At 68.0% G+C, this 22,048-nt stretch carries 20 protein-coding genes and 1 tRNA gene; 2 read left to right on the forward strand and 19 right to left on the reverse strand.

The annotated features are described in order from the left end of the window. Positions 1–57: 57 nt before the first annotated feature. The 19 genes from AC5RWG_RS14730 to AC5RWG_RS14820 all read right to left on the reverse strand — a co-directional run bounded on the left by AC5RWG_RS14730 (position 58) and on the right by AC5RWG_RS14820 (position 20,823). A tRNA-Leu gene (locus AC5RWG_RS14730) sits at positions 58–130 on the reverse strand. Positions 131–177: 47 nt separating this feature from the next. After that, entirely contained in the window at positions 178–687 is a 510-nt protein-coding gene (locus tag AC5RWG_RS14735; RefSeq protein ID WP_494001477.1) for a GNAT family N-acetyltransferase, read from the reverse strand. Positions 688–784: 97 nt separating this feature from the next. After that, on the reverse strand, positions 785–2,233 hold the full coding sequence (locus AC5RWG_RS14740) for an NAD(P)/FAD-dependent oxidoreductase (RefSeq protein WP_494167228.1): 1,449 nt from the start codon (positions 2,231–2,233) through the stop codon (positions 785–787). Between the two features lie 78 nt (positions 2,234–2,311). Continuing rightward, positions 2,312–3,754, reverse strand: a complete 1,443-nt coding sequence (locus AC5RWG_RS14745) for a S8 family serine peptidase (protein ID WP_494167229.1) — start codon at positions 3,752–3,754, stop codon at positions 2,312–2,314. Positions 3,755–3,803: 49 nt separating this feature from the next. Beyond that, positions 3,804–4,754 carry a Ppx/GppA phosphatase family protein gene (locus AC5RWG_RS14750; protein WP_494026091.1) on the reverse strand — a complete coding sequence of 317 codons (951 nt, stop codon included), beginning with the start codon at positions 4,752–4,754 and terminating at the stop codon, positions 3,804–3,806. Then, positions 4,754–5,461 carry a DUF501 domain-containing protein gene (locus AC5RWG_RS14755; protein ID WP_494167230.1) on the reverse strand — a complete coding sequence of 236 codons (708 nt, stop codon included), beginning with the start codon at positions 5,459–5,461 and terminating at the stop codon, positions 4,754–4,756. The genes AC5RWG_RS14750 and AC5RWG_RS14755 overlap by 1 nt, the downstream gene beginning before the upstream one ends. Before the next feature lie 70 nt (positions 5,462–5,531). Then, positions 5,532–6,287 carry an FtsB family cell division protein gene (locus AC5RWG_RS14760; protein WP_494014400.1) on the reverse strand — a complete coding sequence of 252 codons (756 nt, stop codon included), beginning with the start codon at positions 6,285–6,287 and terminating at the stop codon, positions 5,532–5,534. 85 nt (positions 6,288–6,372) lie between these two features. Further along, positions 6,373–7,653, reverse strand: a complete 1,281-nt coding sequence (eno, locus tag AC5RWG_RS14765) for a phosphopyruvate hydratase (protein ID WP_494167231.1) — start codon at positions 7,651–7,653, stop codon at positions 6,373–6,375. Between the two features lie 90 nt (positions 7,654–7,743). Continuing rightward, complete coding sequence (locus tag AC5RWG_RS14770; RefSeq protein ID WP_494167232.1) at positions 7,744–8,565, reverse strand: MazG nucleotide pyrophosphohydrolase domain-containing protein; 822 nt, start codon at positions 8,563–8,565, stop codon at positions 7,744–7,746. A gap of 7 nt (positions 8,566–8,572) precedes the next feature. After that, positions 8,573–9,718, reverse strand: a complete 1,146-nt coding sequence (locus AC5RWG_RS14775) for an adenosine deaminase (RefSeq protein WP_494026095.1) — start codon at positions 9,716–9,718, stop codon at positions 8,573–8,575. Positions 9,719–9,778: 60 nt separating this feature from the next. Beyond that, entirely contained in the window at positions 9,779–10,684 is a 906-nt protein-coding gene (locus AC5RWG_RS14780) for a DedA family protein (protein ID WP_494167233.1), read from the reverse strand. A gap of 245 nt (positions 10,685–10,929) precedes the next feature. Further along, positions 10,930–12,216, reverse strand: a complete 1,287-nt coding sequence (locus AC5RWG_RS14785) for a thymidine phosphorylase (protein ID WP_494167234.1) — start codon at positions 12,214–12,216, stop codon at positions 10,930–10,932. 31 nt (positions 12,217–12,247) lie between these two features. Next, a complete protein-coding gene (locus AC5RWG_RS14790; RefSeq protein ID WP_494001488.1) occupies positions 12,248–12,652 on the reverse strand; it encodes a cytidine deaminase in 405 nt (134 codons plus the stop codon). Positions 12,653–12,654: 2 nt separating this feature from the next. After that, a complete protein-coding gene (locus AC5RWG_RS14795) occupies positions 12,655–13,944 on the reverse strand; it encodes an ABC transporter permease (RefSeq protein ID WP_494014406.1) in 1,290 nt (429 codons plus the stop codon). After that, complete coding sequence (locus AC5RWG_RS14800) at positions 13,941–15,302, reverse strand: ABC transporter permease (RefSeq protein WP_494167235.1); 1,362 nt, start codon at positions 15,300–15,302, stop codon at positions 13,941–13,943. Before AC5RWG_RS14800 ends, AC5RWG_RS14795 begins: the two co-directional genes overlap by 4 nt. Next, on the reverse strand, positions 15,299–16,864 hold the full coding sequence (locus tag AC5RWG_RS14805) for an ABC transporter ATP-binding protein (RefSeq protein WP_494092212.1): 1,566 nt from the start codon (positions 16,862–16,864) through the stop codon (positions 15,299–15,301). Before AC5RWG_RS14805 ends, AC5RWG_RS14800 begins: the two co-directional genes overlap by 4 nt. Before the next feature lie 177 nt (positions 16,865–17,041). Then, on the reverse strand, positions 17,042–18,160 hold the full coding sequence (locus AC5RWG_RS14810) for a BMP family lipoprotein (protein WP_494167236.1): 1,119 nt from the start codon (positions 18,158–18,160) through the stop codon (positions 17,042–17,044). A 192-nt stretch (positions 18,161–18,352) separates the two neighbouring features. Then, complete coding sequence (locus AC5RWG_RS14815; RefSeq protein ID WP_494167237.1) at positions 18,353–19,582, reverse strand: amidohydrolase; 1,230 nt, start codon at positions 19,580–19,582, stop codon at positions 18,353–18,355. Between the two features lie 95 nt (positions 19,583–19,677). Further along, positions 19,678–20,823 carry a mannose-1-phosphate guanylyltransferase gene (locus tag AC5RWG_RS14820; protein WP_494001493.1) on the reverse strand — a complete coding sequence of 382 codons (1,146 nt, stop codon included), beginning with the start codon at positions 20,821–20,823 and terminating at the stop codon, positions 19,678–19,680. 338 nt (positions 20,824–21,161) lie between these two features. Between AC5RWG_RS14820 and sdhC the strand changes: the two genes are divergently transcribed. Both sdhC and AC5RWG_RS14830 read left to right on the forward strand, forming a co-directional pair. Next, on the forward strand, positions 21,162–21,545 hold the full coding sequence (gene sdhC / locus AC5RWG_RS14825) for a succinate dehydrogenase, cytochrome b556 subunit (RefSeq protein ID WP_493987889.1): 384 nt from the start codon (positions 21,162–21,164) through the stop codon (positions 21,543–21,545). Positions 21,546–21,548: 3 nt separating this feature from the next. Then, complete coding sequence (locus AC5RWG_RS14830; protein WP_494001494.1) at positions 21,549–22,019, forward strand: succinate dehydrogenase hydrophobic membrane anchor subunit; 471 nt, start codon at positions 21,549–21,551, stop codon at positions 22,017–22,019. The last annotated feature ends 29 nt before the right edge of the window (positions 22,020–22,048 follow it).

The raw sequence follows: 22,048 nt of genomic DNA on the forward strand, positions 1-22,048 counted from the left end.
TTGTTGAAAATAAGCGTTTTGGGTTACATCCTTGTAACGCTCGTCACACTTAATCCGTACCCCCGGTGGGACTCGAACCCACACTGGACCGATTTTAAGTCGGTTGTCTCTGCCATTGGACTACGGGGGCCAGCACTCCGGCACCTACCTAGGGTACTTGATGGGCCTGTACCCGGTTCACAATCTCCCGAAGGGTTCGGCGTAGCGGAAAACACCCGCCGGCACCGGCCGGCCGGCCAGCGGGAGGGCCATGAAGTTGGCGCCCCACGATGGATCCGGGGCACCGATGCCCAGTTCGCTGGCTGGCCGATAACCAAACCGCGGATAGTAGCCGGTGCTTCCCAGCAGCACGATCACGCTCTCCCCGGCCGCCTCGGCGCGATGCCGCGTTTCCTGCAGCAGGGCCGCCCCGATCCCTGCACGCTGATGGTTCGGCTCCACGGCAAGGGGCCCCAACCCCAGCGCGGGCTCATCGCCAATCCAGCCGCGGGTGCTGATGACATGGCCAACGACGGCGCCCCCTTCTTCGGCGACGAGCGAAAACTCCGGCAGGAAGCCGTCGCAGCCGTACAACTCGGCCAGCAGCCGGGCTTCCACCGGTTCATCGCCGTCGTCGGTGGCGAAGGCGCGTGCCACCAGCCGGAGCACGGCCGACCGGTCGTCCCGCTGTTCCGTCCTGATCCTCACCGCAGCATTCTATGCGGCCCCGCCCCGCCGGGAGCTCCTTAAATGCAGTGAGGCCCGGGCACCGCCACAGCGGTACCCGGGCCTGATGCTGGTGCGCCTAGCGGCCGGTGGAGGCGAGTTCCTTGTCCGCCTCGGTGCCCTTGGCAGCCCCTGCCGGCTTGGGGGCGTCGGCGGCCTGCGGGCGCGGTTTGGGGGAAGCCGCCTCGCGGAACTGGCGGTACGGAGTCTGCAGGTCGGCAAGGCGCGTGGTGTCGCGGCCCAGGAAGATCGTCCAGAACCAGTTCGAGACCACGCGGATCTTGCGCTCCACCGTCGGCATGGCCATCCCGTGATAGCCGCGGTGGGCCATCCATGCCGGCCAGCCCTTGAGCTTGATGCCCATAATCTTGGCGACGCCCTTGTTCAAGCCGAAGCCGGCGACTGCGCCCAGATTCTTGTGCTTGTACTCGGTGATGGTGCCCACGCCCCAGCGGGCGGCGTAGATGTTCTTGGCGAGACGCTTCGCCTGGCGGATGGCGTGCTGGGCGTTGGGAACGCAGAACCCTCCCACTCCGCCGCCGGTCAGGTCCGGCACGGCGGCGACGTCGCCGGCGGTCCAGGCTCCGTCGATCGGGCCGTTCTCGTCGATGATCTGGAGCGTGGCGTCGGCCTTGATCCGGCCGCGCTCGTCCTGCGGGAAGCCGAAGTTGCGCGCCACCGGGTTCGCCTGGACTCCGGCGGTCCACAGCAGGGTATCGGCCTCGAAGGTTTCGGCGGGAGTCTTGTCCGGCATGTTGATCAGCTCCAGCACGCCGCCTTCTGCCTTGGCCAGTGAGGTGTTGAGCATGACCTCGATGCCGCGCGAGCGCATGTGCTCCACGACCCATTCGGCCTGGTCTTCGGTGACCTCGGGCATGATCCGGCCCATCGCCTCGACCAGGACGAAGCGCAGGTCTTCCTGGCGCAGCCGCCCGTTCTTCTTGACGGCGGCGCGGGCCAGGTCCTCGATCTCGGTCATGGCTTCAATGCCGGCGAAGCCTCCGCCGACCCCGACGAAGGTCAGCGCGCGGGTCCGCTCCGGCCCCTCCGGGAGCAACGAACCGGTTTCGATCCGCTCGAGGACCTTGTTGCGCAGTTCCACGGCTTCTTCGACCGTCTTCAGGCCGATGCCGGCTTCGGCCAGTCCCGGGATCGGGAAGGTGCGGGTAATGGCACCGGCGGCAACGACGACGTCGCGGTAGTCCAGTTCGAAGGCCTCGCCGACGGCGGGGGTGATCACGGCCTTCTTCGCGGCATGGTCGATCGACGTCACCTTGCCGGTGATGAGTTCGGTGTCCCGCAGGTGCTGCCGGTGGTTGACCACCACATGGCGGGCTTCGATGCTGCCGGAGGCGACCTCGGGCAGGAACGGCTGGTAGGTCATGTACGGCAGCGGGTCCACCAGGGTAACGATGCCGCCGTGCCGCTTGACCTTCTTCTGGAGGTTCAGCGCGACGTAAAGACCAACGTAACCGCCGCCGACCACCAGGACGCGCGGACGATCGGACAGAGCAGGAGTGAGTGCCATGCCCTCAGTATAGCCGCTTTTGTGAAACTTTTCACGAAGTACGGACGGCGGGCATGACAGCACTGGGGCCCGGCAGAATCAGCGCTTGGCCGGCTTCCGGATCTCTTCCCGGATCGGCGGGATGAAGTCCGTGTTTGCTTCCTCGACCGCCGACGTGCCCTGCCGCACGGCCTTGCGCGTGCGCAGGGTCTGGACGGCGCCCAATACCAGGACGGCGGCGATCAGTCCGCCGAACGAAAACACGAGGACGGCCGGCAGCACCGAGTCTTCGCTGTTCGGGGGAACCGCCACGGGCGTAGGCGGTTCCGGAATATCCGGCGCCTCGGCCTTGGACTGCACCGGAGCCTCCGACTGGGGGGCGGCGGCTTCGCCGCGGCGGTGCACCGTAATCCAATGTGCGATGGAGCCGAGCGGGTTGCCGGCGACCTCCGGCACGTCCGCGTTCAGGGCTGCCTCCGCGTCGAGTACGCCGTAGCCGTAGATCGGATCATGGCCCGGAACACCTGCGTCCTTGGCCGTGCTGACGATGCGGTTGATCACCTGGGCCGCGCTCATGTCCGGGTATTTGGAGCGGATCAGTGCGGCCACACCCGAGACCAGCGGCGTGGCACCGGAGGTGCCGGACCAGTCGGCATAGAGGCCGCCGGGCAGTCCGCCGACCAGGTTTTCGGCCGGTGCCGCAACACCGATGACGATGCTCTGGGCCGAGGCCTCCTGGCTCGCCTCGCCGTCGCGGTTCAATCCGGCCACGGTCAGCACGCCGGGGATGGTAGCCGGGGCGCCGGACTGTTCCGTGCCGCCCGCGCGGTTGCCCGCGGCGGCGACGACCACCACGTCATGCTGTTCGGCGTAGAGGAACGCCGCGTCCCAGCTCTCCGGCCAGGAGGTGCTGGAGCTGGTCAGTGACATGTTGATGACCTGCGCGCCATTGTCCACGGCCCAGCGGACGGCCGCCGGGATCTGCTCGTCGACGCCGATGCCCGAGGGGTTGGGCGTGCCGAGCCAGGTCGACGCCGTCAGGATCTGTGCCTTCGGTGCCACCCCGATCACGCCGTCCGTGCCGGCGCCGATCCCCTCGTCCTTGTGCTTGGACTTGGACTTGGACTCTTTGTCGTTCTTCTTTTTGTCGTCCTTCTTGTCTTTTTCCGGTGCATGGCCGCGTCCGGCCAGCAGGGTGGCAACCAAGGTGCCGTGCTCCGGCGTTTGCCCGATGCCCCGCTGGCCATCGGGATCACCGGAGCCGGATACGTCGGTACCGCCCACCACGGCACCCTTGAGGTCCGGGTGCGTCGCGTCAACGCCGCTGTCGATCACTGCTACCTTGACGCCTTCGCCCTGCGATTCGTCCCAGGCGGCGCGAATCCCATAGGCGTCCAGCCAGTATTCCTTGTCGCGGGTGTCGTCCGCCTGGGCCGGGCCGGCAAGCACCAACGAGGCGAGCACCGCGATCGCCGTTCCCAGCGAGAAGGCCTTCGACGCGGCCGCGCGTCTGGCCGGCCGTTCACTGTCGCGCTGGCGCATGGATGTCCCTTCGTTGGCAAAGCGGTTTGGTCCCCGGAACCCGGGAAGCTCAGTGCGGCAGCCGGGTGGCCGCACTCAGGGCGATTCCGTCAAGAATATCGTGTTCGCTGGCGGTCGCACCGTCCACGCGGCCGCCGGTCAGTGCGGCCAGCCGTCGGGAAACGGTCCGCCAGATGAGCGCGCCGGCGCCGATGACATCGACCCGTCCAGGATGCATGTAGGGCAACGCGGCCCGCTGTTGCCGCGTCATCTCCAGGAGGGAGGTGCACGCAGCATCCAGCCGGGCACCGTCCAGATGCGCCCCGTGGATGGTTTCCGGACGATACTCGGCCAGCTGCAAGGCGTGGGCGGTGACCGTGGTGACGGACCCCGCCACTCCGACCAAGCGGTCGACGTCGGCCAGCGGCACCTCGTCGAGCACGCGCGCCAGGTGTTCTTCGGCGCCCGCCACGGCGTGGGCGATCTCGGCGGCGGTTGGCGGATCCGAGAGCAGGTGCCGCTCGGTAAAGCGGACGCAGCCCATGTCGGTGCTGACCGCGGCCAGCACCCCGTCGGCGGTTCCCAGCACGAACTCGGTGCTGCCGCCGCCCAGGTCCACCACCAGCACCTTCTCCCCCGGTTGCGGCGCCAGGACGTTGGCGGCGCCCGTGAAGGACAGCTCAGCCTCTTCCCGGCCACTGATCACTTCTGGTTCCACGCCGAGGCGCTGGCGGATGCCGTCGACGAAGACCTGGCGGTTGGCGGCGTCGCGCGTGGCGGAGGTGGCGACAAAGCGCAGGGTTTCGGCACCGTGGCTGCGCAGCTGGCCGGCATAGTCCTCCGCCGCCGCGAAGGTCCGCTCCAACGCTTCCGGCGCGAGCGCCCCGGTGGCGTCGACGCCCTGCCCCAGCCGCACGACTCTCATCTCGCGGACCACGTCGGCGAGCCCGCCGTCCTGGACATCGGCGATCAGCAGGCGGATCGAGTTGGTTCCGCAATCGATGGCTCCGACGCGTGCCACTAGGACTCGCCTCCGTCAGCCTGGCCGGACATGGAACCATCGACGGTGCCGCCGTCGCCGTCCGCCGCCTCCCTGCCGCCGGCTCGCTGCGCCTTCTTCGCGGCCAGCTCTTCGGCCGTCAGTCCCTGCGTCCGGGTGTGCCGGCTTAGATCCCGGGCCGGAGCGATGCCGTCCACGTCCCAGGCTCCGGGGCAGTAGCAGCGGTCCGCGGTCCACCATTCCGCGATACGTTCGATCGCTTCGTCGCCCAGCGGATTCACCCCGGGACCTGCGGCCAGCGAATGACCCACCAGGACGTGCAGGCATTTGACCCGCGTGGGCATGCCGCCGGCGGAGACTCCCGCGATTTCGGGCACGTCGCCGATGCCGGCCCGGCGGCCGACCTCGTCGCGGGCCGCCAGGTACTCCTCGTGCGCGCGGCGGTAGGCCGCGGCCAATTCCGGATCCTGCTCCAGCCGTTCGGTCATCTCCGTCATGACCCCTGCGGCCTCCAGCCGGGATACCGCCGACGTGATGACCGGGTGGGTCAGGTAGTACGTGGTCGGGAAAGGGATTCCGTTCCCTAGCCGCGGCGCCGTCGTGGCGACCAGCGGGTTTCCGCAGACGCATCGTGCGCCGATCTCCACGACGTCGCGCACGGGCCTGCCGAGCTGGCGGCTCAGGGTGTCGAGATCGTCGGGGGTGGGGGTGCGCTGAGCGTCGTTCATGGCTCAGTCCTTTCCTGGCGCTGCGGCCCGTGGGGCAGGGCCGTGTGATTCGGCAGGCTCTGCCGGGAGGTCAGTCTGCTGCGGGCGAGTCTGTGGCCGCGCGGGTCACCGAGTTCCACAGGGCGTCGACCCACGGCAGGTCCTCGGGTGCGGTGGCGGAGGCATGTTTGTTGGACTCGCGCAGTCCCTCCGCGCCGGTGACCATGTACCGCTTCTCCCCCGGCATTACATAGAATATGCGATCCCGGGCCTGCTGCTTGATGTAGGCGGGATCGTCCCAGCGGGCCAGTTCCTTGGTCAACTGTTCATTGGAGTCTTTCTTGGCGGCGATGTCCGCCTGCAGCGCGGAGAGTTCCGCCCGCTGTTCAATGAAGATCCGCACCGACGGGGCCAGCAGCACGGTGATTGATACCAGCACCAGGGCCAGCGCCAGCAGGCGCCCGGAGAACGCTTTCGCCGGGACCGGCACGGCGTCGGCCGGGGTTTCCCTGGCCGGTAGCCGCGGCTTTTGGCCGGCAGCCGGTGCGGCCGGCTGCCGGATGGCCTCGGACAGCTGCCGGCGTTCGGCCGCGCGGGCTTCCGACGGCGAGGGCTTGGGTTTCGCCGGCGGCTTCGGCTTTCGCTGCTGGCCGGCGTCCGGCGCGCGGGGGGTGCGGGCATCCGGCTGCGGAGCGGAGCTGGTCGGGGGCCGGCCGAAGTCGGCCCGGATCACCTGTCCGGTCTCCGGTTCCCGCGCGTCGGTGTCCTTGCCGTCCACGCCGCCCGAAGCAGGCCCGCTGCCGGCCGGGCGGCCGGCCCGGGGCATGTTGGGGCGTCGGGTGGACATTCGCGGCTCCTCACCGTGGTCGTCGTGCGGGGCTCCGGCTTTGCCGCCGGGCCCCGCTTAAGACATTACCGAGGGTCGGGCCGAACTACGGCGTGAAACGCGGGAAGGCGCCGCGACCGGCGTAGCGGGCTGCGTCGTCGAGCTCCTCTTCGATGCGCAGCAGCTGGTTGTACTTGGCCACGCGCTCCGAACGGGCCGGGGCTCCGGTCTTGATCTGGCCGGCGTTGGTGGCCACGGCGATGTCCGCGATCGTGGTGTCCTCGGTCTCGCCGGAGCGGTGCGAGGTGATCGTGGTGTAGCCGTTGCGCTGGGCCAGGGCCACGGCCTCCAGGGTTTCGGTCAGCGAACCGATCTGGTTGACCTTGACCAACAGGGAATTGGCGGTCTTGGCATCGATGCCCTGCTGCAGTCGCTCGGGATTGGTGACGAACAGGTCGTCGCCGACCAGCTGCACCTTGTCGCCCAACTCGGCCGTCAGGGCGGCCCAGCCCTCCCAGTCGGATTCGTCCAGCGGATCCTCGATGGAGACCAGCGGGAAGTCGGCCACCAGCTGGGCGTAGTAGGCGCTCATTTCCGCCGCCGTCAGGGACTTGCCCTCGAACTGGTAGGCGCCGTCCTGATAAAACTCGGAGGACGCCACGTCCAGGGCCAGGGCGATGTCCTTGCCCGGGGCGTAACCGGCACGGGTGATCGCCTCGGTGATCAGGTCCAGCGCGGCCCGGTTGCTGGGCAGGTTCGGGGCGAAGCCGCCCTCGTCGCCCAGCCCCGTGGACAGGCCCTTCTCCTTCAGCACGGTCTTGAGGCTGTGGTAGACCTCCACGCCCCAGCGCAGCCCCTCGGAGAACGTGGCGGCGCCCAGCGGCACCACCATGAATTCCTGGATGTCCACGTCGGAGTCGGCATGCGATCCGCCGTTGAGGATATTCATCAGCGGGACCGGCAGCACGTGCGCGTTGGGGCCGCCCAGGTACTTGTACAGCGGGAGGTTGGCGGATTCGGCGGCGGCCGAGGCCACGGCCAGCGACACACCGAGGATGGCGTTGGCGCCCAGATCGGATTTGTTGGAGGTGCCGTCCAGATCCAGCATGGTCTGGTCGATCAGCCGCTGGTCGGTGGCGTCGAGGCCCGCCAGCGCCGGCTGGATGGTGTCCACCACGGCGGCCACGGCCTGGCCGACGCCCTTGCCCAGGTAGCGGTCCTTCTCGCCGTCGCGGCGTTCCACCGCCTCGAACGCCCCGGTGGAGGCGCCGGACGGAACCGCGGCCCGGCCCATCGAGCCGTCGGAGAGCAGCACCTCAACTTCTACGGTGGGGTTGCCGCGGGAATCAAGGATTTCGCGCGCGTGGATGGCATCGATCAGCGCCATGGAGTAGCTCCTGTTCGTTGGAACGAAAGATGGAATGTCTGCAGGCGAGGCCGGGGCCGGCTGCAAGGTCCGGCTTAAGACTAATCGAGATCACCCGCCGCGGTTTTCTTCCGTTACGCGCTGCTGGAATCTGCGGACGGCACCCCGCAGGGCCTGCTCGGGATCCACGCCCGCCTCGACTGCCCGGCGGACGACGGCGAACAGCTCCTCGCCGACGTCGCGTTCTGCCCGGGCAGCACCGGCCGCGCCGGTGCCCGCGGCCGCGCTGGCCCGCTCCGGCCCGGCCGCCGACGCGCTGGCTTGCTCCGGCTCCGCCGCCGCGCTGCCCGCCCGGGCCGCGCGGTCCAGCGATTTCGCTGCCAACGCCAGCGCCGGCAGCGAGTGCGGAAGCCCGTCGAACGGCGTGGTCCGCTCCGGCTTTTCCGCCGCCTTGACCGCGTCGTAGCCGGCCACGATCTCGGCGATGGTCTCCGGAAACTTGTCCTGCAGGGACCCGTCCGGCCGGAAGACATGCCGGTTCCGCCGGATGAGTTTGGCTGTCAGTTCCGCGGCCACGGCGTCGAAATCAAAGTGTCCCCGCTCTTCCTGCAGACGGGCATGCAGCACTACCTGGTAGAGCACATCGGCCAGTTCGCCCTTGAGTTCGGCAACATCGGCCCGGCCGGTGTGGCCGGTTTCGATGGCTTCGGCCAGTTCGTGGGCTTCCTCCACGAGGTACTCGAGCAGCGACTCGTGGGTCAGCGCCGCTGTCCACAGGCAGTGTTCGCGCAGTTGTGCCACGACGTCCAGCAGCCTGGCGAGCGCCTCCCCCCGGCCGGGCTCAGCGGCGGCGTCCGGGAGCTCCCCCCGGCCGGACTGAGCGGGGGCGTCCGGGAGCGGCCCCCGCTCATACGAGTGTCCGGCGTGCGGCATCGCGGCGTCAGCCCAACTGGCTGTTGAAGCCCTCGCCGATGAACTCGATGAGCGCCTCACGCTCTTCCAGCGGCAGGAAAGCGGCCTCGGCCGCGTTGAGGGTGATCTCCAGCAGGTCGTCCAGGTCGTAGTCGAAGGTTTCCACCAGCAACTCGTATTCGTCGGAGAGCGTGACTCCGCTCATCAGCCGGTTGTCGGTGTTGATCGTGACCTTGAACCCGGTCTGGTAGAGCAGGTCGAACGGGTGGGACTGGATACCCTCGCCGAAGACGGCGATCGCGCCCGTCTGCAGGTTCGATGACGGGCTGCACTCGAGCGGGATGCCGCGGTCGCGGACCCACGAGGCGACCCGGCCCAGCGTGACCATGCCAACCTCTTCGCCGTCCTCGTCGTCGGGACCGAAGTCCACCTGGATGTCCTCGGCGATCCGGACGCCGTGGCCCAGCCGCAGCGCGCGGCCGCTGACCAGCGCGTCCACGATGCTGTCCACTCCGGCCGCCTCGCCGGCGTGGATCGTCACCGGGAACTGCTGTTCGGCCAGGTAGGTGAAGGCGTCCTTGAAGCGCGAGGGCGGGAAGCCGTCTTCGGCTCCGGCGATGTCGAATCCGACGACGCCCCGGTCACGGTGGCGAACGGCGAGTTCTGCGATCTCCTGCGAGCGGTCGGCATGCCGCATGGCGGTGACCAGCTGGCCCACCTGGATGGGGCGGCCGCTGGCTTCCACGGCGTCCACGCCGGCTTCCAGGCCTGCCTGTACGGCCTCTACCGCCTCGTCCAGGGTCAGGCCCTTGGTTAGGTGCTGTTCGGGCGCCCAGCGGACCTCGCCGTAGACCACGCCGTCGTCGGCCAGGTCTTCCACGAATTCGCGGGCCACGCGGAACAGGCCTTCCTTGGTCTGCATCACGGCGATGGTGTGGTCAAAGGTCTCCAAGTAGCGGACCAGCGAGCCGGAATCCGCCGATGCGCGGAACCACTCCCCGAGCGCCACCGGGTCGGTGGAGGGCAACTCGTGGCCCTCGGCGGCGGCAAGTTCAATGATGGTGGCCGGGCGCAGTCCGCCGTCCAGGTGGTCGTGCAGCGAAACCTTCGGCAGGCTGCGGATGTCGACGTCGAGGTCGGCTGCGGTGTCTTCGGAGTATTCAGGCTCAGTCACAGGCACCACCTTACGCGAGCACCGGGCACGCCTGAACCGGCGCGGATCCCCTCGCCGGGTTCAGTCGTCGAGTCCGGCGGCGGAACGGTTGCGGGAGGGCACGGCCAGGGGAACGTACGGTTCGAAGCGGACGGTCCGCGAACCCGTTGCCGGCAGCTGGTCGGCGGGATCGCGCCGTGCCGCCACTGCTGGGTCCCGGCTCTCGGCGGCCGCGCCGGCATCCCCTGCCGCCGCGGAGAGGCCGGCTTCCGCCGTCGGCCCGGCTTCCGCCGTCGACCCGGCTTCCGCCGCCGTCCCCGCTTCGGCTGCCGGCTCCGCTCCGCGGTACCCGGCCGGGGCAGCAGCGCGCAGCCGCGCGGCACGGCGCCGGTTGGCCAATTTCACGCCGTGGTCCAGCGCCAGGCCCAGCAGCAGCGCCAGGATGATCGCCAGGCCCGCGGCCAGGAGGCTGTTGTCATGGAACCATCGCCCGGCCAGCGCCCCGATGGCTACCGAGTACAAGGACCAGGAGATGCCGGCGGCCACGGAAAAGAGGACGAACTTGCGGTGGTTGTACCCGGTGGCACCGGCGGTCATGTTGACGGCCACCCGGCCCACCGGGATGTAGCGTGCGCTCAGGATCAGCAGCGCGCCGCGCCGGTCCAGTTCCCTGCGGGCCCAGGCGAAGGCCGCAGCAACCCGGGGACGCTGCATCCAGCGGAAACGGTCTGCGCCGATCCGGCGCCCGATCAGGTAGGCGATGTTGTCCCCCGCTATCGCGCCGACGGCAGCAACGGCGGCCACCAGCCAGATATTCGGGGCTCCGGCGGATACCGCGATCGCAGCCAGTGCCACGACCACCGATTCGCTGGGTACCGGCGGGAAGATCCCGTCGATCAGGCAGAGAGCCAGAAGCAGTGGGTAAATCCACCATTGCGCTGCCGCGTCGATGATGAAGACGCTGAGCGCGTCCATGAAAGTCTGCACGAAGTGTTCCTGTCCGCTGGATACCTAGTCCAACGATGCCATGCCGCATCTTGTGCCGCTATCGGGTAGATCCCTGACCGGGCCCCCATCGCTCAACGCCGCAGACCCCGCGGTGCGCCGGGGCATCCCCCGCTCCGGCCGCACCATTTCATCGTAGCGGGGCCGGGGGAACGCCGGGAAGAGCTTGCCCCGGTGGATATATATCCGTGCTGCCCCAGTTGTTTTCAGCTGGGGTTCTGGGTGGGTCAGGCCACCCGGTCGATGATCAGCCGCCGGGCGGGCCGGCTCCCCTCCGGGGCAATAACGACGGCGCCGCGCAGCGCCTCCTTGGCGCGGTCGAACCTTTCGGGGGTATCGGTCAGCAGCGTCATCAGCGGCTCGCCTGCCCGGACCACCGCCCCGGGCTTGGCGTGCATCCGCACGCCGGCCCCGGCCTGCACGGCGTCTTCCTTGCGGGCACGTCCGGCACCGAGCCGCCAGGCGGCGACGCCGACGGCCAGGGCGTCCAGCTGCATCAGCACGCCGTCGGCCTCGGCGTAGACGACTTCCGACTCCCTGGCCACCGGCAGCCCGGCGTCGGGATCCCCGCCCTGTGCGCGGATCATGGATTTCCAGACGTCCATGGCGCGGCCGTCCCGCAGCGCGGCAGCAGGGTCGGCATCCGTCACGCCGGCGGCGTGCAGCATCTCCTCGGCCAGCCTCACGGTCAGCTCCACGACGTCCTCGGGGCCGCCGCCCGCCAGCACCTCCACGGATTCCTCGACCTCGATGGCGTTGCCGGCGGTCAGCCCGAGCGGCGTGCTCATATCGGTCAGCAGCGCCACGGTGTTAACGCCCGCGTCCTGGCCCAGGGCGACCATTGTTTCGGCCAGTTCCCGGGCGTTGCGCTCATCCTTCATGAAGGCGCCGCTGCCGACCTTCACGTCCAGCACCAGTGAGCCGGTGCCTTCGGCAATCTTCTTGCTCATGATCGAGGAGGCGATCAGCGGGATCGCCTCGACCGTCCCGGTCACGTCGCGCAGCGCGTAGAGCTTCTTGTCCGCGGGAGCCAGACCGGCCCCGGCCGCACAGATCACGGCGCCGATGCCGGCCAGTTGGCTCATCATCTCGTCATTGCTGAGCAGGGCCCGCCAGCCCGGGATCGACTCGAGCTTGTCCAGGGTGCCGCCGGTGTGGCCGAGGCCGCGGCCGGACAACTGGGGCACCGCCACGCCGAAGACTGCCACCAGCGGGGCCAGCGGGAGGGTGATCTTGTCCCCCACGCCGCCGGTGGAATGCTTGTCCGCGGTCGGCTTGCCGAGCGAGGAGAAGTCCATCCGCTCGCCGGAGGCGATCATCGCCGTCGTCCAGTGAGCGATCTCCTCCCGGTCCATGCCGTTGAGCAGGATGGCCATGTTCAGCGCGGACATCTGCTCGTCGGCGATGGTCCCGCGGGTGTAGGCGTCAATGGTCCAGGCGATCTGCTCCGGGCTAAGCGTTCCCTTGTCCCGCTTGGTCCGGATGATGTCGACGGCGTCGAATGTTTCGGTCATGTCCTGCTCCTTAGGTGATGCGTTCCGGCCGTCAGGCCAGGTGCTGCGGTCCGAAGGCGTCGGGCAGCACCTGGTCCATAGTCCTGACGCCGGCCGGCGTCATCAGCAGCATGCCGGGCGCGCGGAACTCGTACAGCAGCTGACGGCACCGGCCGCACGGCATCAGGGCGTTGCCCTCCCCGTCCACGCAGCTGAAGGCGGCCAGTTTCCCGCCGCCCGTCATGTTCAACTGGCTCACCAGCGAACATTCCGCGCACAGGGTCAAGCCGTAGGAGGCGTTCTCCACGTTGCAGCCGGAGACGATCCGGCCGTCGTCGGTCAGCGCGGCGGCACCGACCGGGAAGCCCGAATACGGCACGTAGGCCAGCCGCATGGCGGCTTCCGCGGCCTGCTGGAGGGCGTGCCAGTCCACCTGGGCCGTCGTTGGTGCTTCCACGGTCATCCCTTGATGTATGGCACGCCGCTGGCGGCCGGGGGTCGGGCGCGGCCCACCAGGCCGGCGACGGCGAAGATGGTCACCACGTAAGGCAGCATGGCCAGGAACTGGTTCGGCACCGTGGAGCCCAGGGCGCTGAGCACGTACTGGAGGTTGGTCGCGAAGCCAAACAGCAGCGCCGCGAAGAACGCGTACAGCGGGTTCCAGCGGCCGAAGATCAGCGCCGCCAGGGCGATGTAGCCCTGCCCGGCGGTCATGTCGCGGCCGAAGCTGGAAACAAGGACCAGGGTGAAGAAGGCGCCGCCGAAACCGGCGACGACGCCGGCCAGCAGCACGTTCATGAACCGCATCCGGTTGACCTTTACGCCCAGGGTGTCCGCCGCCTTCGGGTGCTCCCCGACGGCACGGGTGCGCAGGCCCCACTTGGTGTGGAACAGGCCGAAGTAGATCACGGCCACCGCGACGTACATCAGGTAGCCGACCACCGACTGTTCGAACAGGATGGGGCCGATGATCGGGATGTCGGACAGCACCGGAATGCTGATGATCGGCAGCCGCGGCGGAGAGTTCCAGGTGGCCGAGTCGGCCGAGAGGACGGTGGAGAACAGGAAACCGGTCAGGCCGGAAACCAGCACGTTGAGCACCACGCCGACGATCACCTGGTTGACGATGTACTTGATGCTGAACACCGCCAGTACCGCCGAGACGAGCACGCCGCCGACGGCCGCTGCGGCCAGGCCGATGAACGCGTTGCCGGAGAGCGATCCGGCGACCGCGGCGGAGAAGGCACCGAACAGCAGCTGTCCTTCGATGGCGATGTTGACGACGCCGGAGCGCTCGCACAGCACGCCGGAGAGGGAGCCGAAAATCAGCGGCACGGCCAGCGTGACCGAACCGGCCAGCAGCCCGTAGAGGGCCACGTTGGGGGTCCGGGCGCTGCCGACCACCCAAGTGAGGAATCCGACCACGAACAGCACGGCAAAGACGGCCACCAGCCAGCCGGGGACCTTTCGTCCGGACCGGACCAGCATGAACGACCAGACGGCGGCGGCGAGCATCAGGACGGCCGTGACCCAGCCGGTGACGACGGCCGAGAGCACCACCGACGGCAGCACCACCGGGTCGTTGGGGTCCGACAGCCGGAAGGTCACCGAGTTGTCCGGTGCCCCGACCGCGAAAACCAGGACGGCCGCGAAGGCCAGGACGGCCAGGATGACCGGCGTCTTCCAGTTCCGCACGGTGTCCGCGGCGGCTGGGCTTTGCTGCGGGGCGGTGGCGGTAACCGTGCTCATGCTGCACCTCCGGTGCTTGCGGTCTTACGGGGTTTTGCCGTCAGCTTGCCCGGCTCGGGGAGCCGGAAGATCGCGCGCACGAGCGGCGGCGCCGCGATGAACAGCACGATCATGGACTGGACCACCAGCACGATGTCGATGCCGGTGCCGGTGTTGGTCTGCATGGTCACCCCGCCGGCGCGGAAGGCGCCGAACAGCAGGCCGGCCGCAAAGGTGCCCCACGGCGTCGAACGTCCCAGCAGTGCAACGGTGATGGCGTCGAACCCGAAACTGGCAGCGACGCCCGCGGTCAGAACGCGTTCGGTGCCGGCCACCTGCGCGACGCCGGCCAGGCCGGCGAGGGCGCCCGCCAGCACCATCACCACGACGTAGCCCTTGGTGACGCTGATGCCGGCGGTGCGCGCGGCGTGCGGATTGGAGCCGACCGCGCGCAGCTCGAAGCCGATGGTGGAGCGGTTGAGCAGCCACCAGCAGAAAACGGTGGCCAGAATGGCTACCACGAAGCCCCAGTGCAGCCGGAAGGTGTCGCCGAAGAGCGGCGGATACATGGCCGTGGCATCCAGCTGCGGGCTGATCGGGTTGGTGGAGCCCGGTCGCTGGAACGCGGGCATGGTCAGCAGGTACAGCACCAGGTTGATGGCCACGTAGTTGAGCATGATCGACAGGATCACTTCGTGGGCACCGGTCTTGGCCTTCAGCAGGCCGACGAGGCCGCCCCACAACGCGCCGCCGATGATGCCGGCGATGATGACCAGGAGCAGGTGCAGGCCCACCGGAAGGTGCCAGCTGAAACCGACCCAGGCGGCCAGGGTGGCGCCGATGATGATCTGGCCCTGCGCGCCGATGTTAAACAGTCCCGCGCGGAACGCCAGCGCCACGCCCAGGCCTGCGCAGATGAGCGGCGTGGCCACGGTCAGCGTCTGGGTCAACGGGTAGATCATCCGGGCGAACGAGGCGCCCTCAAAGTTGAAGATCGAGCCCTGGAACAGGGCGGCGTAGGCGTTGGCGGCGGCCGTCCAGCCGGCAGCCAGCATGTCCTGCGGGCGGGCGAAGAAGTAGCTGGAGGTCCGGGCGACTTCCTCGTTCGTCAACGCGATCAGGATGCCGCCGGCGATCAGGGACAGCACAATGGCGAGGACAGCCACCAGCGCGTTGCCGGAGACGATCCGCTGCATGATGGTCTGATGCGCGCGCAACTCGGGGTGCAGGCTCTCCCCCGTGGGTAACACGGCCGGCGGTGCCTGGGTGCCGTCGCCGAGGGCGGCAGCCGCCTCGAGCCGCTGCTCGTCGCCCTCCGCCGCGGGCGTTCCCGCGTGTTTCGACCGCTTCCTGTGCTTGCCGGACTCGTCCGCGCTCATTCCTCGCCTCCTTCGGCGTCCGTCTGCTGTACTTCGGCGTCCGTCCGGTGTGCCTGTGCTTCCTCGGCGCTCATGCCGGCCATCATCAGGCCCAGCTCGCCGCGCGAGGTGCCGGCGGGGACGATGCCCATCAGCCGGCCCTGGTAGAGCACGGCGATCCGGTCGGCAAGTTCCAGCACCTCGTCCAGTTCGGTGGAAACGATCATCACCGGCGTGCCGACGTCGCGCTCGGCGACGATCCGCTTGTGCAGGAATTCGATGGAGCCTACGTCCACGCCGCGGGTGGGTTGGGAAGCGATAAAGAGCTTCAACGGCCTGGACAGTTCCCGGGCCATGACCACCTTTTGCTGGTTGCCGCCGGAGAGCGTACCGGCCGCCGCCGCCGCGGACTGGGTGCGGACGTCGAACTCCGAGATGTACTGCTCGGCGTTTTGGGCGACCAGGGCCGGCTTCATGGCCAAACCGCGGGCAAACGGCGGCTGGTCGTAGCGGTTGAGGATGAGGTTTTCGGCCACCGAAAAGGTCCCGACCAGGCCCTCGACGCTGCGGTCCTCCGGCACGAAACCAACGCCGGCCTCGATGATGTCCTTGACCTTGCGCCCCACCAGTTCGCGGCCTTCGAGCCTGATGGAGCCGGACACGTGGTCCTGCAGCCCCAGAATCGCCTCGGTCAGTTCGGTCTGCCCGTTGCCCTGAACGCCGGCGACCGCGAGGATCTCGCCGCGCGCGATGCCAAAACTGATGCCGTCCACCACGCGCTGGCCCGTGGCCGAGCGAACGGTGAGGTTCTCGACGGTGAACGTTTCCTCGCCCGGCCGGGCCGGTTCCTTGTTGAGGGTCAGGCTGACGGCGCGGCCCACCATCATTTCCGCCAACTCGGTCGTGGAGGCCGAGGGCGGCGCGTCGCCGATGACCTTGCCACGGCGAATGACCGTGATGATGTCCGAAACCGCCTTGACTTCACGCAGCTTGTGGGAGATGAAGACGATGGCCTTGCCGTCGGCCTTGAGCTGGCCCATGATGCCCAGCAGCTCATCCGTTTCCTTGGGCGTCAGGACGGCGGTCGGCTCGTCCAGGATCAGCACTTCGGCGTCCCGGACCAGGGCCTTGATGATCTCGACCCGCTGCTGCACCCCGACCGGCAGGTCCTCGACCACCGCGTCGGGATCCACCTCGAAACCGTATTGGTCGGAGATCTCCCTGATCCGGGCCCGGGTGTCCTCCAGGTTGAGTTGGCCGCCGGCCTTGGTCGCCTCATTGCCCAGCGCCACGTTCTCGGCCACGGTGAACACCGGGACCAGCATGAAGTGCTGGTGCACCATGCCGATGCCGGCCGCCATGGCGTCCCCGGGGCCGTCGAACGTCACGGGCTTGTCGTCGACCAGGATCTGGCCTTCGCTCGGCTCGTAAAGCCCGTAGAGGACGTTCATCAGCGTCGATTTCCCGGCACCGTTTTCACCCAGCAGGCTGTGCACCTGTCCCGGCTGCACCACCAGGTCAATGTGGTCGTTGGCGACCAGGGAGCCGAATCGCTTGGTGATTCCCTTGAGCTCGAGTTTCAAACCCCAACCCACCTGTTCTTTGTCCGTAGGTACGACGGTCGTCATCCAGCGGCGCGGTGCCGAGCGGTGCTGCTGCCCGGACGCTGTGCCTAGCCTAAACCGGTTCGGCCGCTTACAGCGCGGACCGCCGCCCCCGGCACCGGTGTCCGGTACGGAGGGCGGCGGTCCGCTGCGTGCTTACTGCTGCGGGGTGGACTTGGATTCGACCTTGATCTCGCCCGAGATGATCGATTCCTTGATGGTTTCCAGTTCCGCCTTGGTCTCATCGGAAACCGCTGCGTCGAGGTCATGGAACGGGGCCAGTGCCACGCCCCCGTTCTCCAGGGTTCCGATGTACGGGGTGCTGTCGAAGTTGCCCTCGGCGTCGGTCCGAATAACGTCCTCTACCGAGGCGCCCATCTCCTTGACAACCGAAGTAAGGATGAACTCCTCAGCCTTGCCGGCACTTTCGTAGCCGTCCGAATCGACCCAGACAACCTTGGCATCCTTGCCGTCGGCGTTGGCTTCGAGCACGGCGTCCAGCGTGCCCAGGCCGACCGGGCCGGCCACCGGCATGATGATGTCGGCGCCCTCGTTGATGAAGTTCAGGGTGTTGGTCTTGCCCTTGCCCTGATCCTCGAAGTTGCCGACGAAGGTGCCGTTCTGGGCTTCCTTGTTCCAGCCGAGCAGTTCGACGTTGGCGTCCTTCTGCTCGTTGTAGTACTCCACGCCGTCGGCGAAACCGTCCATGAAGATGGTGACGGTGGGGATGTTCATGCCGCCGTAGGTGGCCACCTTGCCGGTCTCACTGGTTGCGGCCGCCACGTAGCCGGCCAGGAACGCCGCCTGCCCCGTGTCATAGATGATCGGCTTGACGTTGTCGCCGAACTCCGGGTCGTTGTAGTCGACGATCGCGAAGTTGGTCTCGGGGTTGGCCGCAGCCGCCTCCTTGGTCACGTCGCCCAGCAGGAAGCCGACCGTGAGGACCATGTCGCAGTTGGCCTGCACCATGGCATCCACGTTGGGACCGAAATCGGTCTCGGCCTGAGACTCGGCCTCGCGGATCTTGATGCCCAGCTCTTCCTCGGCCATCTTCAGGCCTTCGTAGCTCGACTGGTTGAACGAGCGGTCGTCGAATCCACCGGAGTCGGAGACGATGCAGCCGAGGTAGTCGGTGCCTTCCGCTGCCGGGCTGCCGCTGGCGCCGCCCTCTTGGGCCGGCGGTGCGCCGCAAGCGGTCAGAACCAGTGCGGACGCGCCCAGCACCGCGGCGGAGAGGCCGGTGCCGCGCTTAATCTTGCGCAGTGAAGTCTTCAATGTTCCTCCATAAAAGAATGTCTGCCCCGCCACAGTTCAATGGTCGCTTCACAAGAAGTGCGGCGTTTGACTTGTACTCCGCGTGGCACAGCACCTGTCCTGCAGGTGCACAGTTGATGACCCTACAGTAGTTCCCACGCGCCCCACCGGCGAAGCAATCGCTACCGGCGCGCGCAGATTGTTCAAAAGTTGTTACTTTTGGGTAGCACCGGCTGCCGTGTCCCGGTGACGCCGGGCGGCCAGCACGGCGGCCTTGGCCATGACGCGCACGCCCACGCCGATGGCGTGCTCGTCGGGAACGTAGTCGCCGCGGTGCAGGTCGAAGGTTTCGCCGCCCGGGCTCCGGGTGCCCAGCCGCATCATGGCGCCGGGCACTTCCTGGGTCATCCAGGCGAAGTCCTCCCCGCCCATCGACTGCGGCGTGAGGGTCACCGCGTCCTCCCCCAGCTCGCTCCGGGCCGCCGCCTCGAGCAGCGTGGTTTCCCGCTCGGTGTTGATCACGGGAGGCACGCCGCGGATGTGTTCGAGCTTGACGTCCACGCCGAACGGTGCGGCCACCTGGTTGACCACCTCGTCCACCAGCTCACCGGCGGCCTGCCAGGCTTCCCCGTCCAGGCAGCGCATGGTGCCGGCCATGTAGCCGACGGCCGGGATGGCGTTGGGGGCGGCGCCCGCCTGGATTTGCCCCCAGACGAGCGAGACGGCGCTGCGGACATCGATCCGCCGGTTGATGACGGCCGGGACGCTGACGGCGATCTCGGCCAGCGCGAACACCAGGTCCTCCGTCAGGTGCGGGCGGGACGTGTGGCCGCCGCGCCCGCGCAGTTCGATCCGGATGGTGTCCGAGGCGGAGGTGATGGCTCCGATCCGCGTGCCGACCAGGCCGACGTCGATGCGCGGGTCGCAGTGCAGTGCCAGGATCCGCGGCAGCCCTTCCAGCACGCCCTGCTCGATGACGGCCAACGCGCCGCCGGGCATGGTCTCCTCGGCCGGCTGGAAGATGACCCGCACGCGGGCGGACAGTTCGCCTTCCAGATTTAGTTTGCGCAGGACCAGCGCGACGCCGAGCATCACCGTGGTGTGGATGTCGTGTCCGCACGCATGGCTGATGCCGGTGTTGACCGAGGCGTAGTCGAGGCCGGTTTCTTCCATGATCGGCAGGGCGTCGATGTCCGCGCGCAGCCCGATGGCCAGCGGGCCCTCCCCGATGTCGACGAACAGCCCGGTGCCGTCCAGCAGTTGCGGCTCGAGTCCTGCGGCCGTCAGCCGCTCGGCCAGCTTCCGGGTGGTGAGGAATTCCTTGTGCGACAGCTCGGGATGCTGGTGCAGGTCCCGCCGGAACCGCCGGAGTTCATCCAGCAGCGGCGATGCCCAGACGCCGATATTGAGATTGGCCAGCGGAGTTTCTGAAATCTTCTGCACACCTGCACTCTATCGATTTGAGCGACGTTCCGAGGACGGTCGCCGGCCTTGCACAGGATCAGGCTTTCGCCGCCGGTCCCGGGCGCCTTGCGGCTTTAGAGGACGTCGGTGTCGCCGCTGGCCCTGAGGTGTTCGACGGCGGACTTCACCTTCTGCGCGTGTTCCTTGGTGGTCACCAGCAGCGCGTCCGGGGTGTCGACCACGACGACGTCGTCGATGCCGATCAGCGCGATCACGCGTTTGGTATCGGAGACCACGACGCCGGTGGCCGACTCCGCGAACACCCTCGCCCCTTCGCCGAGCACCGTAAGCCCGGAGGTTTCGCTGGCGGTATTCAACCGCCCGATCGCGGCGAAGTCGCCCACGTCGTCCCAGGAGAAGGAACCGGGGATCATCGCCACGTCCCCGGCGGCCGCCGCGGGTTCGGCCACCGCGTAATCGATCGCCGTCTTGGGCAGGTCCGGCCAGATCCTGCGCATCACCGCGCCGCGGGCCGGGGTGTCCCAGGCCTCGGCGATCTCGGTCAGGCCGGCAAAGAGTTCGGGTTCGTTGGTTTCCAGGTGCTTCAGCAGCAGGTCAACCGGCGCCACGAACATGCCGGCGTTCCAGGAATATTCCCCCGTCGCCAGGTAGCCGCGGGCCACCTGCTCGTCGGGTTTCTCCACGAACTCGGCCACCGCCTGCGCGGAGGGCGCGCCGGGGACCTGCAGCGCCCCGGCGGAACGGATGTACCCGAAGCCGGTGGCCGGATGCGTCGGGGTGATCCCGATCGTGACGATGTAGCCCTCGGCCGCGGTGTACACCGCCTCGCGAACAGCCTGCTGGAACTCCTCCACCGGGGTGATCACCTGGTCCGCGGCGAAGGAGCCCATGATGATCCGCGGGTCCCGCCGGTACAGGATCGCCGCGGCGAGACCGATCGCCGCCGCCGAGTCCTTCGGTTCCGGCTCCAGCACCAGGTTCGCATCCTGAAGTTCGGGCAGCTGCGCGCACACCGCATGTCGGTGCACCTTGCCGGTCACCACCAGGGTCCGCCCCTGGCACAGCGGCTCAAGACGGGAATAGGTGGCGCGGATCAGTGTGGACCCGGAACCGGTCAGGTCGTGCAGGAACTTCGGGGCCGCCGCGCGGGACAGCGGCCACAACCGCGTCCCGGTCCCGCCGGCCGGTATAACGGCATGAAAACGGTCCAGCACGGCGTCGTCGTCGGCCGCACCCCGGCCTGCTGCTTGAGTGTTCACGCTCTCCACGGTAATCCAGCCTCGTGGGTACCGCCTTCATCCTGGAGGCCGATTTCTCCCATCGGGGTGGTTTGCCGGTGCCGTATCGGCGCCAACCGGCGCCGCGTCAAAATCCAGGTCCTGCGGGGGCGTGGACCGGCCTCATCCGCCCCGTGGAAGCCGGTACAGCACGGGCGGTTAAGCCCCTGCTGTTAAAAAGGTCACACCCTGCCGTACCTAAATTGAATAAGCCCTCAGCGAAGCCTAGATTAGTCTTGAGCTATAGAGCGCTCTCGCACCGGCGTCAACTCTTGCGTGGAAGCCACGCTGCGCCTCTGCGATGCAGGGAGGGTAATTCAGTGTCGAAGACACCAGCAGGGACCTTATACCGCGGCCGTGAAGGCATGTGGTCTTGGGTAGGACACCGCATCACGGGCGTCGCAATCTTTTTCTTTCTCTTGGTCCACGTGCTCGATACCGCGCTGGTCCGGGTATCCCCGGGCGCCTACGACGCCGTTATGGCCACGTACAAGAACCCGATCATGGCCATTCTGGAAGCCGGCCTGGTAGCGGCCATCGTCTACCACGCCTTCAACGGGCTTCGCGTCATCCTCATCGACTTCTGGAAGAAGGGGCCCAAGTACCAGGCCAAGCTTCTGTGGGGGGTTGTCGGCCTCTGGGTCGTCGTCATGGTTCCGTTCCTCATCCGCCACCTCACGCTCGCTTTCACCGGGGGTCACTAACTCATGTCGGTCAACTCTGAAATCCAGGCTCCCCGCAGCGCCCGCATCGCTCCCGAGTACATGCGCAACAAGGGGCGCAAGGGCAACTTCGAACTGTACGCATGGCTGTTCATGCGGCTCTCCGGCCTCATCCTGGTGGTGCTGGTCTTTGGGCACCTGTTCGTCAACCTGATGGTGGGCGAAGGCGTCCACGCCATCGACTTCGGCTTTGTGGCCGGCAAGTGGGCCGACCCGTTCTGGCAGATCTGGGACCTGGCCATGCTGTGGCTGGCCATGCTGCACGGCACCAACGGCGTGCGGACCATCATCGAGGACTATGCGGAAAAGGACATCACCCGCTTCTGGTTCAAGATGGTCCTCTACGTGGCCTCTGCCGTCATCATCGTGCTCGGCACCCTGGTGATCTTCACCTTCGATCCGTGCCCGGCGAACGCCACCGCCGATCTGCTGCCGTCGTTCTGCCCGGCACCCTAACCGTCCCCGCGACAGACCGCGGCGCCGTT

This window comes from Arthrobacter sp. Y3221160, assembly GCF_059092585.1.